Annotated in this window: 13 protein-coding genes and 1 pseudogene; 8 read left to right on the top strand and 6 right to left on the bottom strand. The window is 69.0% G+C overall.

What is annotated here, in order from left to right:
* Nucleotides 1-173: 173 nt before the first annotated feature.
* Genes Adu01nite_RS46760 through Adu01nite_RS46740 form a run of 5 tightly spaced genes read left to right on the top strand, consistent with a single transcriptional unit; the run spans nt 174 to nt 6,242 of the window.
* Nucleotides 174-1,139 (top strand): ABC transporter permease, encoded by a 966-nt coding sequence (locus Adu01nite_RS46760; protein WP_203735884.1) that lies wholly within the window; start codon nt 174-176, stop codon nt 1,137-1,139.
* Nucleotides 1,136-1,999 carry a carbohydrate ABC transporter permease gene (locus Adu01nite_RS46755; RefSeq protein ID WP_239133233.1) on the top strand — a complete coding sequence of 288 codons (864 nt, stop codon included), beginning with the start codon at nt 1,136-1,138 and terminating at the stop codon, nt 1,997-1,999. The genes Adu01nite_RS46760 and Adu01nite_RS46755 overlap by 4 nt, the downstream gene beginning before the upstream one ends.
* A gap of 7 nt (nt 2,000-2,006) precedes the next feature.
* Nucleotides 2,007-3,644, top strand: coding sequence for an ABC transporter substrate-binding protein (locus Adu01nite_RS46750; RefSeq protein WP_203735882.1), 1,638 nt, complete (start codon nt 2,007-2,009; stop codon nt 3,642-3,644).
* Between the two features lies 1 nt (nt 3,645).
* On the top strand, nt 3,646-4,272 hold the full coding sequence (locus tag Adu01nite_RS46745; protein WP_203735881.1) for a hypothetical protein: 627 nt from the start codon (nt 3,646-3,648) through the stop codon (nt 4,270-4,272).
* A complete protein-coding gene (locus tag Adu01nite_RS46740; RefSeq protein ID WP_203735880.1) occupies nt 4,269-6,242 on the top strand; it encodes a beta-galactosidase in 1,974 nt (657 codons plus the stop codon). The genes Adu01nite_RS46745 and Adu01nite_RS46740 overlap by 4 nt, the downstream gene beginning before the upstream one ends.
* Here Adu01nite_RS46740 and Adu01nite_RS46735 read toward each other — a convergent pair.
* The 5 genes from Adu01nite_RS46735 to Adu01nite_RS46715 all read right to left on the bottom strand — a co-directional run bounded on the left by Adu01nite_RS46735 (nt 6,236) and on the right by Adu01nite_RS46715 (nt 14,251).
* On the bottom strand, nt 6,236-8,173 hold the full coding sequence (locus tag Adu01nite_RS46735) for an alpha-glucuronidase (protein ID WP_203735879.1): 1,938 nt from the start codon (nt 8,171-8,173) through the stop codon (nt 6,236-6,238). The genes Adu01nite_RS46740 and Adu01nite_RS46735 overlap by 7 nt on opposite strands.
* Nucleotides 8,158-9,873, bottom strand: coding sequence for a glycoside hydrolase family 30 beta sandwich domain-containing protein (locus tag Adu01nite_RS46730; RefSeq protein ID WP_203735878.1), 1,716 nt, complete (start codon nt 9,871-9,873; stop codon nt 8,158-8,160). The genes Adu01nite_RS46735 and Adu01nite_RS46730 overlap by 16 nt, the downstream gene beginning before the upstream one ends.
* Nucleotides 9,874-9,892: 19 nt before the next feature.
* Entirely contained in the window at nt 9,893-11,152 is a 1,260-nt protein-coding gene (locus Adu01nite_RS46725) for an extracellular catalytic domain type 1 short-chain-length polyhydroxyalkanoate depolymerase (RefSeq protein ID WP_239133232.1), read from the bottom strand.
* Between the two features lie 79 nt (nt 11,153-11,231).
* Nucleotides 11,232-12,566, bottom strand: coding sequence for a glycoside hydrolase family 10 protein (locus Adu01nite_RS46720; RefSeq protein WP_203735876.1), 1,335 nt, complete (start codon nt 12,564-12,566; stop codon nt 11,232-11,234).
* Between the two features lie 14 nt (nt 12,567-12,580).
* Nucleotides 12,581-14,251 carry a glucuronyl esterase domain-containing protein gene (locus tag Adu01nite_RS46715; RefSeq protein WP_239133231.1) on the bottom strand — a complete coding sequence of 557 codons (1,671 nt, stop codon included), beginning with the start codon at nt 14,249-14,251 and terminating at the stop codon, nt 12,581-12,583.
* Between the two features lie 386 nt (nt 14,252-14,637).
* On the opposite strand from Adu01nite_RS46715, the gene Adu01nite_RS46710 reads away from it, so the two are divergent.
* Nucleotides 14,638-15,927, top strand: coding sequence for a LacI family DNA-binding transcriptional regulator (locus tag Adu01nite_RS46710; RefSeq protein ID WP_203735875.1), 1,290 nt, complete (start codon nt 14,638-14,640; stop codon nt 15,925-15,927).
* Nucleotides 15,928-16,006: 79 nt separating this feature from the next.
* On the opposite strand, the gene Adu01nite_RS49220 is transcribed toward Adu01nite_RS46710, so the two are convergent.
* Nucleotides 16,007-16,339 (bottom strand): hypothetical protein, encoded by a 333-nt coding sequence (locus Adu01nite_RS49220; protein ID WP_379133376.1) that lies wholly within the window; start codon nt 16,337-16,339, stop codon nt 16,007-16,009.
* A gap of 38 nt (nt 16,340-16,377) precedes the next feature.
* On the opposite strand from Adu01nite_RS49220, the gene Adu01nite_RS49215 reads away from it, so the two are divergent.
* Both Adu01nite_RS49215 and Adu01nite_RS46700 read left to right on the top strand, forming a co-directional pair.
* On the top strand, nt 16,378-16,785 hold the full coding sequence (locus Adu01nite_RS49215; RefSeq protein ID WP_379133373.1) for a hypothetical protein: 408 nt from the start codon (nt 16,378-16,380) through the stop codon (nt 16,783-16,785).
* Nucleotides 16,786-16,918: 133 nt separating this feature from the next.
* Nucleotides 16,919-17,445: pseudogene (locus tag Adu01nite_RS46700) on the top strand (hypothetical protein); the annotation flags it as partial.

The raw sequence follows: 17,445 nt of genomic DNA, 5'->3' as shown, positions 1-17,445 counted from the left end.
AAGTTCCGGCAATTCTCGGGACGATCCCGCCGGCTCACACCCTCGGGCCAGAGAACGGCCTGCTCAAAGCTGTGTTCCTGAACAGAAATCGAGGGGTTGACATGCATCGATGTTACATCTAGTTTTCGGAAACATAGCCAACGCCACCGAAACTTCCGGAGCGGGAGGAAGGCATGACCCTGCTCAGGGCAACCCGTCCGGAAGCCGGCGCACCGGCCCCGCCGGAGCTCCCGCGCCGCCGCACGTGGCGGTCCGCGTTGCGCCGGGACTGGCAGCTCTACTCACTGGCCGTACTCCCGCTGATGTTCTTCCTGGTCTTCCGCTACCTGCCGATGCTCGGCAACGTGATCGCCTTCCGGCGGTACTCCCCCGGCGGTGACGTGTTCGGCGAGTACTGGGTCGGGCTGCGCTACTTCACGATGTTCCTGACCGACCCGTCGTTCTGGCAGGTCTTCACGAACACCCTGATCATCGGCGGGCTGACCCTGCTGTTCTGCTTCCCGCTGCCGATCGTGCTCGCCCTGCTGCTCAACGAGGTGCGCACCCGCTGGCTCAAGGGCTTCGTGCAGACCATCTCCTACCTGCCGCACTTCCTGTCGATCGTGGTGGTGGCCGGCCTCGTCCTGCAGATCGTCTCGGTCGACGGCGTGGTCAACCAGGGGCTGAGCGCGGTCGGGCACGACGCGATCGCGTTCATCCAGGAGCCGGGCTGGTTCCGCACCATCTACGTCTCGTCCGAGGTGTGGCAGACGGTCGGCTGGGGCACGATCCTCTACCTGGCCGCGCTCACCACCATCGACGCCGACCTCTACCAGGCGGCCCGGGTCGACGGCGCGAACCGGTGGCGGCAGACCTGGCACGTGACGCTGCCCGGCATCCGGCCCACCATGGTGACGCTGCTCGTGCTCAACATCGGCACGTTCCTGGCGGTCGGCTTCGAGAAGATCCTGCTGCTGGCCAACCCGCTGACCTACCCGACCGCGGACGTCATCTCGACCTACCTCTACCGGGTCGGCATCATCTCCGGCAGCTTCAGCTACGCCGCCGCGATCGGCCTGTTCGAGTCGGTGATCGGCGTGACCCTGGTGCTCGCCGCCAACCGGATCTCCCGCCGGCTGGTCGGGACGAGCCTGTGGTGAGCCGGGGCCAACGGGCGTTCCAGGTCGTCAACGCGGCGGTCCTCACCCTCGTGGTGGTGGTGACCCTGTTCCCGTTCGTCAACATCGTGGCCCGCTCGTTCAGCGGCGAGCAGGAGATCCGGTCGGGCCAGGTCAGCCTGATCCCGCGGGGCTTCACCACCGAGACCTACCGGCACGTCATGTCGGACGCGATGTTCTGGACGAACTACCGCAACACCGTGGTCTACACGGTGGTGGCGACGGCCATCTCGATCGTGCTGACCACCTGCTACGCGTACGTCCTGTCGAAAAAGCAGTTGAAAGGACGCGGCCTGCTCGTCGGCATCGCGATCTTCACGATGTTCTTCAACGGCGGGCTCATCCCCAACTACGTGCTGGTCAGCTCGCTCGGACTGCGCAACACGCTGTGGGCGATCGTGCTGCCGAACGCGATAAACGTCTTCAACCTGCTGGTCATGAAGGCGTTCTTCGAGAGCCTGCCGACCGAGCTGGAGGAGGCGGCCGCGGTCGACGGGGCGTCGCAGTACGGCACGCTGTGGCGGATCGTGCTGCCGCTGTCCAAGGCGATCCTCGCCACGATGCTGCTGTTCTACGCGGTGTCGTTCTGGAACTCGTGGTTCGCCGGCTTCCTCTACATGGACCGGCAGGAGCTCTTCCCGGTCACCGTCTACCTGCGCAACCTCATCGCCGGAGTCACCGCCGGCGCGGACCAGACCGCCTCCAGCGAGACCGCTCTGCAGATCGCGGCCAGCATCCAGGCCGTGACCATCGTGCTCACCATGCTCCCGATCATGCTCGTCTACCCGTTCATCCAGCGCTACTTCGTCTCCGGCGTGATGCTCGGCGCCGTGAAGGGCTAGGTCTCCCATGGTTCAGATATCCCGACGGCAATTGCTGGCCGCGGCCGGCGCGGTAACCGTCGTCTCGATCGCCGGCTGCGACAGCGGCGACGGTGCCGACACCGACGTCAACGACAAGAAAGCCGGCTCGATGGACGGCTTCAAGGTCGGCGACCAGTTCAAGGCGACCGAGCCGCTGAAGTTCTCGGCCATGATGCTCAGCAACCAGAACTACCCGTTCAACGCGAACTGGCCGATGCTGGTCGAGCTGGCCAAGCGCACCAACGTCTCGTTCGAGGCGACCGCGGTGCCGGGCAGCGACTACAACCAGAAGGTCAGCGTGGTGGTGAGCGCCGGCCAGGCGCCGCAGATCATCCCGAAGACCTACCACCCGGCCGAGGAGGCGTTCATCGCCGGCGGCGCGATCCTGCCGGTGAGTGACTACGTCCATCTCATGCCGCACTTCACCGACAAGGTGCAGCGCTGGAAGCTGGAGGGCAACCTGGCCCAGATGAGCCAGCAGGACGGGAAGTACTACCTGCTGCCGGGCCTGCACGAGGCGGTGTGGCAGGACTACTCGATCGGGGTGCGCACCGACATCCTGGAGAAGCACAGCCTCGCGGTGCCGACGACCTGGGACGAGCTGACCACCACGCTGCGCGCGCTGAAGACGGCGTACCCGGGGCAATATCCGTTCTCCGACCGGTGGAGCTCGCAGAAGCCCGGCCCGGGCGCCAACAACCTCATCGGCCTGCTCGCGACGTCCTACGGCACCCGGGGCGGCTGGAACTACGACACCGCCTACTGGGACGGCGGAAAATTCGTGCTGACCGGCGCGATGGACCAGTACCGCCAGGTCGTGCAGTACCTGGCGACCCTGGTCAGCGAGAAGCTGCTCGACCCGGAGAGCTTCACCCAGACCGACGACCAGGCCCGGCAGAAGTTCGCCTCCGGTAAGTCGTTCGTGATCAGCGTCAACGCGCAGACCGTGGTCAACGAGGCCCGCAAGGACATCGCGAAGATCCCGGGCGCGAAGGTCGCGAAGATCCCGCTGCCGACCGGGCCGATGGGCGCGACGCTGTCCGGCGAGTCGCGGCTGGAGAACGGCATCATGCTCAGCAAGAAGGCCCTGGAGAGCAAGAACTTCGTCGCGATGCTCCAGTTCATCGACTGGTTGTGGTATTCGGACGCCGGACTCATGTTCAGCAAGTGGGGCATCGAGGGCGACACCTACACCGGCAAGGTGGAGGACGGCTCCTTCAAGCTCAACCCGCAGATCAAGTGGGCCGGCCTCAACCCCGACGCGCCCAAGAATCTGCAGGTCGACTACGGCTTCTTCAACGGCGTTTTTGCGTACGGCGGTAGCACTCAAATGCTGAACTCGCAGTTCACCGACGAGGAGAAGGCGTTCCAGGCCGAGATGAACAAGCGCACGACCCGCGAGGTGGGTCCGCCGCACCCGTTCAGCCCGGAGGAGCGTGAGCAGGCCGGGCTGTGGGAGGCCGCCATCGCCGACTACGTCAACCAGCAGACCCTCGCGTTCATCCTGGGCAAGCGGCCGCTGTCCGAGTGGGACAAGTACGTCGCCGAGCTGAACGCCAAAGGCGGCGACAAGTACATCGAGCTGGCCAACAAGGCGTACGACCGGTTCAAGGGCAAGAAGTGACGTGATCGCGACGCTCGGCCGGGTCACCGCCGGGGTCCACACCCTGCTCGTGGTCGAGGTGCTCCTGCTGCTCACCGGAGCGCCCGGCCTGGCCGGGATGGTGCTGCTCGACCGGGACGCCAGCAACATCCCCCTCGCGGCCGCGTGCGCGATCCCGGTCGGGCCGGCGCTGTCCGCCGCGCTGTACGCGCTGCGGTGGCGCAGCGACGACCCGGCCGACCTGGAACCGGCGCGAGCGTTCCTGCGCGGCTACCGGCTCAACGTGGCCGGGGTGCTGAAGCTGTGGGTGCCGTGGCTGGCCTGGATGACGGTTCTCGGGGTCAACCTCGCGAACGGCTGGTGGCGGATCCCGGTCGCGGCCCTCGCCCTGGTGGCCACGCTGTGGCAGGCGAACGCGCTGGTGATCGCGTCGCTGTTCGACTTCCGGACCAGGGACGCCGCGCGGCTGGCCGGCTACTACCTGATGCGCACCCTGCTGCCGACGGCCGGCCTCCTGGCGCTGGCCGTCCTGGTCGTGGTGCTCTGGTCGGAGGCCGTGCTGGCGCTGTTCGCGGTGCTCTTCGCCGCGGCGCTGCTGCGGACCGCCCGGCCGATGCGCGACGAGATCGAGAAGAGGTTCGTCCGATGAAGATCCGGTTCGGCGGGGACTACAACCCGGAGCAGTGGCCGGAGAAGGTGTGGGACGACGACTACCGGCTCTTCGACGCGGCCGGGATCGACACGCTCACGGTCGGCGTCTTCACCTGGGCGCTCACCCAGCCCGCCGCGGACACCTACGACTTCAGCACGCTTGACCGGATCGTCGAGCGGGCCTCCGCCGAGGGCCGGGCGATCTGCCTGGCCACCGGCACCGGCGCGCACCCGGCCTGGCTCGCCCGCGCCCACCCGGAGGTCACCCGGGTCGACTTCGAGGGCCGCCGGCACCGCTTCGGCCAGCGGCACAACTCCTGCCCCAGCTCCCCGGTCTTCCGCCGGCTGTCGACCGAGGTGGCCCGGCGTCTGGCCGAGCGCTACGCCGAAAATCCGGCGATCGTCGCCTGGCACGTCGGCAACGAGTACGGCGGGGCCTGCTACTGCGAGCTCTGTGCGGCCGGTTTCCGGGACTGGCTGCGCGACCGGTACGGGACTGTGGAGCGGGTGAACGAGGCCTGGTACACGACGTTCTGGTCGCACACGTTCAGCACGTGGGACGAGATCGAGCCGCCGTCCGCGCTCACCGAGCACTGGCGCGGGCCCGACCACACCGCGTTCCAGGGCATCACCCTCGACTACCTGCGGTTCATGTCGGACGCGATGCTCGCCAACTTCCGCGACGAGAAGGCGGCGATCCGCTCGTCTGCCCCTTCCACGCCGGTGACCACCAACTTCATGGGGGCGTACCGGCCGATCGACTACCACCGCTGGGCCGCCGACCTCGACCTCGTCTCCTGGGACTGCTACCCGCCCGACGACGAGCACCCGGAGTGGATGGCGTTCACCCACGACCTGATGCGCGGTGTCAAAGGCGGTCAGCCGTTCTGGCTGATGGAGCAGACGCCGAGCACCACCGCCTGCCGGGACGTCAACCCGCTGAAGCGGCCCGGGGTGATGCGGCTGTGGAGCTGGCAGGCGGTGGCGCACGGCGCCGACGCGGTGCTGTTCTTCCAGATGCGGGCCGGGCGCGGCGCCAGCGAGAAATACCACGGCGCGGTCATCGGGCACGCCGGCCGCGACGACACCCGGGTGTTCCGCGAGGTGGCGGCGCTCGGCGCCGAATTGGAAAAGTCCGGGGATGCGCTGCTCGGCGGCCGGGTGCCGGCCCGGGTGGCGATCCTGTTCGACTGGGACAGCTGGTGGGCGCTCGAACTGTCCGACGGGCCGTCCCGGCTGGTCCGCTACCAGGACGTGGTGCGCGCCTACCACCGGGCGGTGTGGGCGGCCGGCGCCGGCGTCGACGTGGTTCCGGTGACGGCCGACCTTTCCGGGTACGACGTGGTCCTCGCGCCGGTGCTGCACATGATCAAGGGTGACCTGGCCGGCCGGCTCGAAGAGGTCGCCCGCCGCGGCGGCACGGTCCTGAGCACGTTCCTGTCCGGCCGGGTCGACGAGGACGACAACGCGTTCCTGGCCGACGTGCCCGGGCCGCTCGGCCCGCTGATGGGCATCCGGGTCGACGAGTGGGACGCCCGGCCGGCCGGCGTGGTCAACCCGGTCGACTTCGGCGACCTGCGGGTTTCGGGCAGCCTGGTGTTCGAGATCGTCCTCCCGGCCGGGGCCTCAGCGGTGGCGACCTATCAGGACGACTTCTACGCCGGGACGCCCGCGGTCACCCGCAACTCCTTCGGGGAGGGTGAGGGCTGGTACGTGGCGACCGCGCTCGACCAGGCCGGCATCGACCGGGTGGTGGGGCAGATCCTGGACCGGCACCGATTGCGCGGGCCCTACGCCGGTGTTGAATCCGTTCAACGGGGACGGGCGACGTTTCTGCTGAACCACGGGGCTTCGCCGGTCTCGGTGATCGCGCACGCCGACTCGGCCGAGCTCCGCACCGGCGCGCGGGTGCGGCGCGGCGACTCGCTCACGGTGGAACCGCGCGACGTGCTGATCCTGGTTCAGTAGATCCGGCGGCCCTCGGCGTCCGGCACCCCGGACTTGCGGAAGAAGTACGAGTTGATCTGGTCGCGCCACTCCTCGGCCGACCGCACCTGCTCGTCGAGCAGCTCGCGGACCCGCTCGTGGGTCGCCGCGGGCACCAGGCCGGCCACCCCGGCCCAGCGCTCGCGCATCTCGGCGGCCTCGCGCGCACCGGCGAAGTGCGTGTCGTAGATGTGCTGGATCACCGTGCTGCCGCTCTGCAGCACATGCCCGTACGGCAGGTGGTGGAAGAACAGGGCGAGCTCGTCGGGGCAGTCATCCGGCGACTCGTAGATCTTCGACCACGGCTTCGGGTAGAGGCCGGCGCATCCGGTGCCGGTCGCCACCGTCCGGTCCACGCCGGCGCCGTCCCGGTCGGCGTGGTGGTAGGTGCCCCACGGCGTGTACTCGTAGCCGTCGACGTCCGGGCCGTAGTGATCGCCGGGCCGCACCATGAAACCCACGCCCAGCGGGGCGGTGTACTTCTCGTACGCCCGCCAGGAACCGTCCATGATCGCGTGCAGCGTGTCGTAGAGCCGCCGGGGCCCCCGTGGGAAGGTCAGCCCGGCCCACTCGTCCAGCACCGCCGCCGGCTCCAGGCCCGGATCCCAGGCCAGCCGGCCGAACGCGTACAGGTTGGCCTGGGCCAGCGGGTGACCGGTCCAGAACGGGTCGTCGCCGACGTTGGCGACGGCCACGAACTCGGCGGCGAACTCGGCGATCGCCGGCCCCTGCTCCCCGCGCAGCAGCTCGCTCCACATCGGGGCCAGGTAGCACACATGCCGCTGCTGGCCGGTGTACTCCTGGGTGATCTGGAATTCGGCCCCGACCCGGGTGGCCGGCATGGCGGCGATCAGCGGGGACACCGGCTCGCGCGGCTGGAAGTCGATCGGGCCGTGCTTGACCTGCAGGACGACGTTGTCCCGGAAGGTGCCGTCGTGCGGGGTGAAATGGTCGAAGGCGGCACGGGCCCGGTCGACGCTCCGGTCCCGCCAGTCCTGCCGGTGGTTGTAGACGAAGGCCCGCCAGTGCACCACGCCCCCGTGCGGGGCGAGGACGTCCGCGAGCAGGTTCGCGCCGTCGGCGTGCGAGCGGCCGTAGGTGAACGGGCCGGGCTGACCCTCCGAGTCGGCCTTCACCACGTATCCGCCGAAGTCCGGGATGGCGGCGTAGACGTCCGCCGTGACCCCGTCCCACCAGTCCCGGACCCGCCGGTCCAGCGGATCGGCGGTGCTCAGGCCGTGCAGCACCGGCGCCGCGAACGACACCGCCAGATGGGTACGAATCCCGTAGCGGCGGAACACCTCGGCCGGCTCGGCCACCTCGCCGAGCCGGTCGGTGAGCAGCCGGGCCTCGGTGGCGTGCACGTTGACGTTGTTCAGGGCGACCGCGTTGATCCCGCAGGCGGCCAGCAGCCGGGCGTACGCGGTGATCCGGGCCAGGTCACGCCGGGGTTCGCCGGCCCGCCAGAAGAGCGAACCGCCCGCGTAACCCCGCTCGACCTGGCCCATCACCGGGTGCACGTCGACGTTGTCCCAGTGGTCGAGCATCCGCCGGGAAACCGCGGGCCGGAACGCGCCGGTGGCCGGGGCGTCGTCCGACCGCAACAGGTGGAACATCCCGTACAGCAGGCCGTGCGGTCGCGCGGCGCGCAGCACGGTGCGGGTGTCGTCGCCGGTCAGCTCGTAGCCCTCGGCGCCGAGCCCGGCATCGCCGTCGAGGCTCATCTCCAGGTCGCACGGGGGCCCGCCGCTCCCCCGCACCACCTCGCCGCCGAACCGCTCGCAGGCCCGGCGCAGCTCGCCGGCCACGGTGTCGACCAGCAGCCCGCTACCGGTCACCCGGATGCGGCGGCTGCCGACCGCCCGCCAGGCTTCCGGCGGCAGCCAGGCCGCGTCGATCATGCCGGGGCGCATGACGTGATCCGAGGCCGGGCGGTGGTGTTGCCATTGGTCATCGTGGTGAAGCCGAAGGTGTTGCCGCTCCCGTTGGGTTTGACGGTCATGGTGTAGCCGCTGTCGGCCCAGCTGAAGGTGCCGCTCCAGGTGGTGGAGACCTTCTGCGGCGAGGTGAGGGCGATGGTCACGCTCCAATTGTCGCTGCCGGTGACGGTGACCGAGGTGTTGTAGCGGTCGGCCCAGACAGTGCCAGGGGTGATGGTCGCGGAGCAACTGCCGCCGGTCGGCGGCGTGGTGGTCGGTGCGCTCGTCGGCGGTGTCGTGACGTCGCCGGTGATCCGGTAGGTGACCAGGGATCGGGCCGGCACGGTGGCGGTGAACGTCCCGTTGTTGATCGCGACGCCCGGCTGCGCGGCCATGCTGCTGGTGTTGTTGGTCAGATAGGGACTGGCGGTGCCGGTCGTGACGGTGTTGCGCAGGCTGTAGGCGGTGGACTGCGCGCTGCTGCCCGCGTTGAGGGCGACGACCACCACCGAGCCGTCGGTGTTGCGGAACGCGGACAGTCGCAGGTTGCCGTCCGGGGTGGTGGCTCCGATCCGGACCGCCCCGGGGCGGATGTACCTGCTGTACTGGGCCACCGCCCACAGCCGCTTGGAGACGGTGTAGTTGGTGCCGTTGGCCTGCATGAAGGCGCGGGTGTTGTTGAGCGAGACGGCGTACCAGTAGATGTAGGCATTGACGTTGCCGCTGGTCAGGGCGGTGTGAATGGAGTTCGCGACGGTCATGCCGTCGATCCCGCTGCCATCGTCCCAGTTGGTGTTCCAGCTCGAACTGCTGCTGCCCGGCGACCATTCGGACATCCAGGTCTTGCGGCCGCCGACCGAGAGCGGCGAGCTCGGGCCGCTGCTGTAGTGGTGCCCGGTGAAGGTCTGCACATACCCGTCCGCCAGGGTGGCTGACGCGTAGGCCCGCTCGTCCTCCCAGCCGACCGGGTCGCAGCAGGCCAGCTTGAGGCCGGCGCTGTTCGCCAACGGTCCGATGATCCTGGCGAAGTCGGCCGCCTGAGCCGGGGTGAACAGCATCGAGGAGTAGTTCGTGGTGTAGTTCGGCTCGTTGGTGAAGCCGAGGTCGGTGATCGGGATGCCCTCCTGGGCGTAGTACTTGGTGTATTGGATCAGGTAATTCGCGTACGCCTTGCGCCAGTCGCCGCTGCTGCACGAGGCGCCGGGCAGACCGCAGAGGGTGCCGCCGTTGGCCTCGTTGCCGTTGGTCTTCATGTAACCGGGCGCGCTCCACGCGTTCGCGTAGAAGCGATTCACGCCGTACGACTGGGCCTGTTTGGACAGCCAGACCTGGCCGTCGTCGTCGCCGTCCCAGACATATTGCGGGGTGGCATTCGGCCCGCCCGGGTTGTTCGGCTCGATGGAACTGGCGGTCGAGCTGATCCCGTTGCGCAGGATGCTGAGCCCGGCGCCGGTGTCCCTGCTGAAGATCAGATCCAGGACCTGCTTCTGGTTGGCCTCCGACAGGGCGCGGATCGGTGCGGTCCGGGCGAAGGCCTGGGAAAACCCGAAACCCTCGATCGGCTGGTACGTCGTGGCCGCGTCGACCGTCGCGGTGGTCGCGGCGTACGCATGGGATTGCTGCATGGCGACGACGGCGCCGGCACAGAGAAGGGGAAGTGCGGCGGCGAGGACGCGCCGGGCAACACGGGTCATCGTTGTCCTCCGGTGGGGATCAGCCGGTGGTGCAGGAGGTGACGCGGGGGCGGGCGCTGGTGTTGCCATTGGTCATCGTGGTGAAGCCGAAAGTGTTGCCGGAGCCGTTCGGCTTGACCGACATCGTGTAACCGCCGCCGCTCCAGCTGAACGCCCCGCTCCAGGTGGTGGAGACCTTCTGCGGCGAGGTGATCGCGATGACCACCGTCCAGTTGTCACTGCCGGTGACCGTCACCGAGGTGTTGTAGCGGTCGGCCCAGACGGTGCCGGGGGTGATCGTCGCGGTGCAGCTACCGCCGGCCGGCGGGGACGACGGGGTCGGCGACTGGCTCGGCGAGCTGGTGCTGCCACCGCCGGGATTGTCGAGGCCGAGGAAGGCGACGGCGTACGCGATCATGCCGCTCGTCGGCAGCGAGTGCCCGACCCCGGCGACGCTGATGCCCTCGACCGGCGGCTGGAGACCGTTGTTGCCGTACCCGGTCCGGGTCCAGCCCGACCGGGGCGTGTCGGTCTGCGCCGGCGTCTGGCCGACGCCGCTGAGGTTGGTCCACTGCTTGATCTCTTCGCCGAAGTTGTTGTAGTTCAGCGTGGTGTCCGTGGTGCCGTGCCACACCTGCATCCGGGGGTAGGCGCCGGTGTAGCCCGGGTCCATCGCCCGGGCCGCGTCGCCCCACTGCTGGGCGGTCTTGGAGATCTGGCCGCCGGAGCACTGGGAGTTCCAGGTCGAGCCGCCGGTGGTGGCGAAACACGTGGCCGGTACGCCCATGAACGCCGACCCGCCGGCGAACACGTCCGGGTAGTCGGCCAGCATGACGTTGGTCATCATGGCTCCGGACGAGGTACCGGTGGCGAACACCCGGGCCGGATCCACGTTGTAGTGCGACTTGGCGTAGTCGACCATCGACATGATGCCGACCGGGTCGCTGCCACCACCCCGCTTCAGGGCCTGCGCCGAGTACACGTCGAAGCACTGCCCGCTCCGGGTCGCCTCCGGGAAGACGATGATGAATCCGTACTGGTCGGCGGCCGTCTCGTAGTCCTTGAACTGTCCGTTGGCCACGGCCGAGGCGCTGCCGGTGCAGTAGTGCATCGCGACCAGCAGCGCCGGCTTGGCGGCCACCCGGTCCGGGACGTAGACGTACATGTTGAGGTTGCTGGGGTTGGTGCCGAAGCTGGTCACCCGTACCAGCGACGCCGCCTGGGCCTCCTGGGCGGTGACCAGGGCGGCGGCGACGGCCACCGACGCCGCCGCCACCCCCGCGAGAGCGGCTCTGAGCATTCGTTTCATGGGACCGGACCCTTCTGGTGGCAGGCCGAAGGCCGGCGCGGCGGCCCCATCCCTCCGCCGCGCCGGCTGACTAGGTGGTGCAGGAGGTGATCTGCGGCCGGGCGCTGGTATTGCCATTGGTCATCGTGGTGAAGCCGAAGGTGTTGCCGGAGCCGTTCGGCTTGACGGTCATGGTGTAGCCGCCGCCGCTCCAGCTGAACGTGCCGCTCCAGGTGGTGGACACCTTCTGCGGCGAGGTGATCTGGATGACCACCGTCCAGGTGTCGGAGCCGGTCACCGTCACCGACGTGTTGTAGCGGTCGGCCCACACCGTGCCGGGCGTGATCGACGCCGAGCAGCTGCCGGCCGGCGGAGTCGTCGGACCCGAGGTCGGACCGGACGTCGGACCCGAGGTCGGGGTGGTGGGCGACGTGCCGTTGTTCAGGGCGGTCAGCACCGCGGTGTAGGCCGCCTTCTTCGCGCCGCTGCTGGTGAACAGCAACGGGCTCTCGCCCGAACGCCACGAGTCGGAGTCGCGGATGCCCCACACCGTGATGTCCGTGCAGCGGGCCACGGCAAGGCAGTCGTTGACCACACTGGTGTACGCCCCGGTCGGCGCGTTGGTGATGTCGAGCTCGGTGATGTGCACGTCGACGCCGAGGGCTGCGAAGCTGGACAGCGTGGTGCGGTAGTTGCTCGGGTAGCTCGACCCGCCGGTGAGGTGCGTCTGGAAACCGACGCAGTCGATCGGCACACCGCGGGCCTTGAAGTCCTTGACCATGCTGTAGACGCCCTGGGTCTTGGCGGCGCTCCAGTTGTCGGTGTTGTAGTCGTTGTAGCAGAGCTTGGCGTTCGGGTCCGCGGCGCGGGCCGTCTTGAACGCGACCTCGATCCAGTCGTTGCCGGTGCTCTGCAGGTTTGACGATCGGCGGCCGCCGCCGCTGTCGGCGTACGCCTCGTTCACCACGTCCCACCAGGTGATCTTCCCCTTGAAGTGGGTCATGACCTGGGTGATGTGGTTGATCATGGCGGAGCGCAGGGCGCTGCCGGACATGCTCTGCATCCAGCCCGGTTGCTGGGAATGCCAGGCCAGGGTGTGGCCGCGCACCTTCTGCCCGGCGGCCACGGCGTGCGCGACGATCCGGTCCGCGTTCGTGTAGGTGAACACGTTCTGCTGCGGCTCGGTGGCGTCGATCTTCATTTCGTTCTCGGGCGTGACCGCGTTGAACTCGCGGTCGAGGATGGTGGTGTAGGCGGAGTCGCTGAGTTTGCCCGCCGCCACGGCCGTACCGAAGACGCGGCCGTCGCGGGCCGCCGCGGACGCACCGAGGGTGGTGGCGGCGTCGGCCGAACCGGCCAGGATGACCGCACCGGCGGTGGCCAGCAGGCCGGCCACCGTGGCGCCGAGTAGTCGTTTCGCGTGCATCGAATCTCCCGGGGTCAGGTCGCGGTGCAGGAGGTGATCTGGGGGCGGGCGCTGGAATTGCCGTTGGTCATCGTGGTGAAGCCGAAGGTGTTGCCGGAGCCGTTGGGCTTGACGGTCATCGTGTAGCCGCCGCCGCTCCAGCTGAACGTGCCGCTCCAGGTGGTGGAGACCTTCTGCGGCGAGGTGATCTGGATGACCACCGTCCAGTTGTCACTTCCGGTGACGGTGACCGAGGTGTTGTAGCGATCGCCCCACACGGTGCCGGGAGTGATCGACGCCGAGCAGCTGCCGGCCGGCGGGGTCGTCGGCTGACTGGTCGGCGGCTGGGAGGTCGGCGGCTGGGAGGTCGGCTCGCTGGTCGGGCCGGACGTGGGGCCGGATGTGGGCCCGCCGGTGGGCTCGGACGTCGGACTGTTGGTCAGCGTCGGCGTGGTCCAGGTCCGCCAGTCGGCGAGGTTGCCCAGCGCCTTGCTGGAGATCCGGATCGCGCCCGCGTCGTTACCGGTCTTGACCAGGAACTTCTTGATGGTCTGCGTCAACGGGGTGGTCCACTCCGGGCGGTTGGCGCAGTGCGTCCCGTTCGCCACGTCGGACCAGTAGGTGATGTTGCTGCCCGCGCCGAGGGCCTTGTAGACCTCCGCGCCGCCCAGCGCCGCCACACTGCCGGACTTCGGGCCGAGGTTGGCGATGTGCGGGTTGTCCATGACGAACAGGCCGCGCGGCGCGACCATCGCCACCATCTCGTGGGTGTCCACCGGCAGCTTGGTCGGAGCGCCGGTGAACGAGCTGAACGCGTCGCCGAACCATGGCTGCTCGCCGTACGCGCTGCTCAGGCTCTGTGCGCCCTCACCCGGGATGCCGCGGAAGATCGGTACGCCGGCGGTGCCCGACTCGATCGGCATGGTCAGCGCGATCCGCTGGTCGAACACCCCGGCCACGAACGCGCCCTTGCCGAACCGGGAACATCCGGTCACCCCGACCGAGTCGGCCTTGAGGATGTTGCCGCCCGACTTGGCGATCACGTCGATGATCCGGCTGACGCCCCAGCCCCAGGCCTGCAGCAACCCGGTCGTGCTGGTCGAGCCGTAGAGCGTGTAGAAGGCGCCCTGCTTGTTCGCGCGGCCGGTGCCTTCCTTACCGGTCGAGTACGGGTCGTAGTTGATGATCGCGGCACCGGCGGCCTTGATCGTGGCCGTGTCGGCGATCCCGCCGTAGGTCACCACCGCCGGGAACGGGCCGGTGCCGCTCGGCAGCGACACCGACGCCGAGAAGCTGGCGCTCTTGCCGTTGTCGGTCACGTTCACCGTGATGTTCGTCGACGTGACCGTGCCGGTGACGGTCGCCGGCGGGGCGGGCTTCGTCCCGTACACGTACTTCTCGGCCTGTTTCTTGATCTCTTCCCGGCGGCACCGCCAGTCCGCGGTGGAGGTGATGCGCGTGCCGTCGATCTTCGTGAAGGGGTCGGGAAGTTTGGCGACGGTGGGCAGCGCACCGGCGTCGGGCAGAGCCGGCACCGTGCAGTCGGCGCCCTCGTCCTCGACGAACGGGGCGGCCGCGAGGGCCGGAGCGGTCTGGGCGGTGGCCGTGCTGGCCAGGACGGCGACGGTTCCGGTGAAAGCGAACGCCGACACCACCAGCGCGACGATCGCGGGACGGGTCCTGGAACGGCCCGGGCTGATAGACACCAGGGCTCTCCTTCCGATCGGGGATACGACGGCCGTGATCGGGGAATCACGATCGTGTGCACGGGAAATGACATGCCGGGGGCATTCCCAGCAACATCCACAAGGGATGGATCTGAGTGGAACTCCGAAACTTCCGAAACCTCTCGGAGACTTCCGGAGTGATGAAGCGCACGTTACGACGCTGTGTCGGAGCGGTCAATAGCAGTGACGCACCTGAATGTCAGATAGTCTTGGTGAAACTGATTGCTCAGTGGTTCACAAGATTTCCAGCACGCTGAAATACTTTCCCGGGCGAGCGGGCCCACTAGGGAAGGCCGGTGCCGAGGGCGTTCGCGCGTGGAGCCAGATGGAGTTGACGTGGAGCCATCTGGCGGTACGGTGGCTCCATGGCATCGCAGCCGGGTCGGCGACGGGTGGCACGTGGCGAGATCGAGCGCCTGCCCAGCGGATCGCTGCGGGTGCGGGTCTATGCGGGCATCGATCCGGTGACCAAGCGCAGGCGCTACCTGCAGGAGACGATCCCGGCCGGCGACACCGGCGAGCGCGACGCCGAGGCGGCCCGCGCCCGCCTGCTCCGCGAGGCCGGCAAGCGTGACCCGGAGCCGGTCCCCGCGGCCGCGGCGAGCCCGGCGGCCGTGCGGCAGCGGGGACGGCGGCGGGGCGAGCTCACCGTCGCGGCGGTCGCCCGCCTCGCCGGAGTCTCGGCCCCGACCGTGTCGAAGGTGCTCAACGGCCGGTCCGGGGTGGCCGCGGACACCAGGCGCCGGGTGGAGGCGGCGCTGCGCGAACACGGCTACCGCCGCCCGGGAAACCTCGTCCAGGCTGCCCACCTGGAAGTGGTCTTCTACGGGATGCAGAGCAGCATGGCGATCAACGTCCTGCACGGCGTCGAGCAGGTGGCCGGCGCCCATTCGCTGGCCGTAAGTTTCACCGATGCCCTGCATCAGGCGTCGCTGGGCCGGGTCTGGGCGCGCGAGCTGCTGGCCCGCCGCCCGATCGCGGTGATCGCCGTGCATCTCGGCTTCACCACCGAACAGCACGCCCTGCTGGCGACCAGTGGGATCCCGCTGGTCGCACTCGATCCGAACGGCGAGCCGGAGCACCCGACCCCATCCGTGGGGGCGACCAACTGGAGCGGCGGGATCGCCGCCACCCGGCACCTGCTCGGGCTGGGCCATCGCCGCATCGCCGTGCTCAGCGGACCGGCCGACCGGCTGTGCGCCCGGGCCCGGCTCGAGGGCGCCCGGGCGGCGATGTACGCCGCCGGCGTCCCCCTGGACGAACGCCTGGTCCGGGTCGGCCAGTGGTTCGCGTTCGAGGACGGGCTGAGCTACGGCCGCGAGCTGCTCCGCCTGCCCGACCGGCCCACCGCCGTGCTCTGCGGCAACGACCTGCAGGCGCTCGGCGTCTACGAGGCGGTCCGGCAGTCCGGCCTGCGCATCCCGGACGATCTCAGCGTGGTCGGCTTCGACGACATCACCTACAGCCGGTGGTGCGGACCGCCGTTGACCACCGTCCGTCAGCCGCTGGCCGAGATGGGCGCCGCCGCCGCCGAGCTCGCGCTCACCCTGGCCGCCGGGCAGACGCCGCCGCAGACCCGGATGGAGCTGGCGACCACCCTGATCGTCCGGGACAGCACCGCCGCGCCCCGCGCCACGGCCGAACCGGGCCGCTAGTCCACGGCTTGCCACAGCGAACCGTTTCCATCGATACTCCTAACTGTTTCAGGGTCGTGCCACCTCGACCGCACGGCTTTCACGGCAATCGGAAAGGAGTATTCCGATGACGGGCCGAAGCAGAAAAAACAATTCCTCGCCACCGGTACGCCGACTTCTGTACCTGACCATCGCTATGTTTGTCGCGGTTTTCTCTGCTATTACCGCCGCGACGATTCCGGCAAGTGCCGAATCCAATGGCGGCGTCCGCGTAATGCCGCTCGGCGATTCCATCACCGACGGTCTCACCGTGCCGGGCGGATATCGCATCGGGCTCTGGCAGAAACTGGTGACCGACCAACGGAAAGTCGATTTCGTCGGATCGTTGGTCAACGGGCCGAGCAGCCTCGGCGACCACGATCACGAGGGCCATTCGGGCTGGACCATCGCCCAGGTCGACGCGCCGACGGGGTGCACCCGAACGCGGGCGGCTACCAGAAGATGGCCGACGTCTGGTTCCGCGCGTTGCAGTCGGTCCCCGGCAGCGTGGGCGACAGCGCCCCGCCGACCTCCGCGCCCACCACCACTCCGCCGACGACCGGGGGCAACTGCACCGCGACGATCACACCGGGCACCGTCTGGGGCGACCGCTACAACACGTCGGTGACGGTTACCGGTTCCGACACCTGGACCGTCGTCATCGCGATCACCTCACCCCAGAAGGTCTCCACCACCTGGAGCGGCACCTTCAGCTGGAGCGGCGGCGGCTACACCATGACCGTCAAACCCAACGGCTCCGGCAACACCTTCGGCTTCACCACCATGACCAACGGCAACACCACCGCCCGCCCCCGCGTCACCTCCTGCACCACCGGCTGAACCGGCGGCAGCTCCCCCTGCCGCGCCCGCCTCTTATTCGGCCGAGGATCTACTGACCTTGATTGAACCGCGGCCGGGAGCGCTCCCGTATCTGTGGCCAGAGACAAGTCGGTCTTCATGGCTGAAGGCGTGGATGGCGATGTACAGGTCCCGGATCAACAACTCTCGTGTCAACTCTCGCCGCTGGCGGATCGGCGCCGTCGTCGCCGTCGCCGTGACGGTCACCGGTGTCGGGCTCGGCGTGGCCTCCGCGGCCGAAGGCAAGCCCACGATCACCTGCCCGCAGGTCACCATCGGCGTTGCCGTACCGGCCCAGGCCGCGGCCGACGTGAACAGCAACCTGCAACTCCTCGACAAGCAGATCGCCGAGGCCAACACCCGGCTGGCCACCAGTCAGGGCCAGGGCGGTGCGGCCTTCGTCCAGAACGCGATCCTCGGCCCGCTCAAGGACAAGCGCGTCGCCACGATCAACCGGATCGAGATCGCGATCGGTCGTTTCGCGGCCAAGCCGAACCTGAACGCCGAACGCCTGGCGGTCTGCACGGTCAGCCAGAACGGCAACGGACAGCAGGCAACCGCCGCGCCGTCGACGGTGGCGGCCACCGCCGCGGTGCCGGGCGCCAACCTCGGCATCCTGACCAACAGCTGCGACACCAGCAA

The sequence above is a fragment of the Paractinoplanes durhamensis genome (assembly GCF_016862175.1).
GTDB classification, from domain to species: domain Bacteria; phylum Actinomycetota; class Actinomycetes; order Mycobacteriales; family Micromonosporaceae; genus Actinoplanes; species Actinoplanes durhamensis.
This window is presented reverse-complemented; position numbering and strand designations above follow the sequence as displayed.

What these genes read in the sequence shown, in the direction of transcription:
- Adu01nite_RS46750 (WP_203735882.1), top strand. Translation starts at nt 2,007, where the DNA reads ATGGTTCAGATATCCCGACGGCAATTGCTGGCCGCGGCCGGCGCGGTA.
- Adu01nite_RS49220 (WP_379133376.1), bottom strand. Translation starts at nt 16,339, where the DNA reads ATGGCCCTCGTGATCGTGGTCGCCGAGGCTGCTCGGCCCGTTGACCAA.
- Adu01nite_RS46720 (WP_203735876.1), bottom strand. Translation starts at nt 12,566, where the DNA reads ATGCACGCGAAACGACTACTCGGCGCCACGGTGGCCGGCCTGCTGGCC.
- Adu01nite_RS46735 (WP_203735879.1), bottom strand. Translation starts at nt 8,173, where the DNA reads ATGCGCCCCGGCATGATCGACGCGGCCTGGCTGCCGCCGGAAGCCTGG.
- Adu01nite_RS46760 (WP_203735884.1), top strand. Translation starts at nt 174, where the DNA reads ATGACCCTGCTCAGGGCAACCCGTCCGGAAGCCGGCGCACCGGCCCCG.
- Adu01nite_RS46725 (WP_239133232.1), bottom strand. Translation starts at nt 11,152, where the DNA reads ATGCTCAGAGCCGCTCTCGCGGGGGTGGCGGCGGCGTCGGTGGCCGTC.
- Adu01nite_RS46730 (WP_203735878.1), bottom strand. Translation starts at nt 9,873, where the DNA reads ATGACCCGTGTTGCCCGGCGCGTCCTCGCCGCCGCACTTCCCCTTCTC.
- Adu01nite_RS46740 (WP_203735880.1), top strand. Translation starts at nt 4,269, where the DNA reads ATGAAGATCCGGTTCGGCGGGGACTACAACCCGGAGCAGTGGCCGGAG.
- Adu01nite_RS46710 (WP_203735875.1), top strand. Translation starts at nt 14,638, where the DNA reads ATGGCATCGCAGCCGGGTCGGCGACGGGTGGCACGTGGCGAGATCGAG.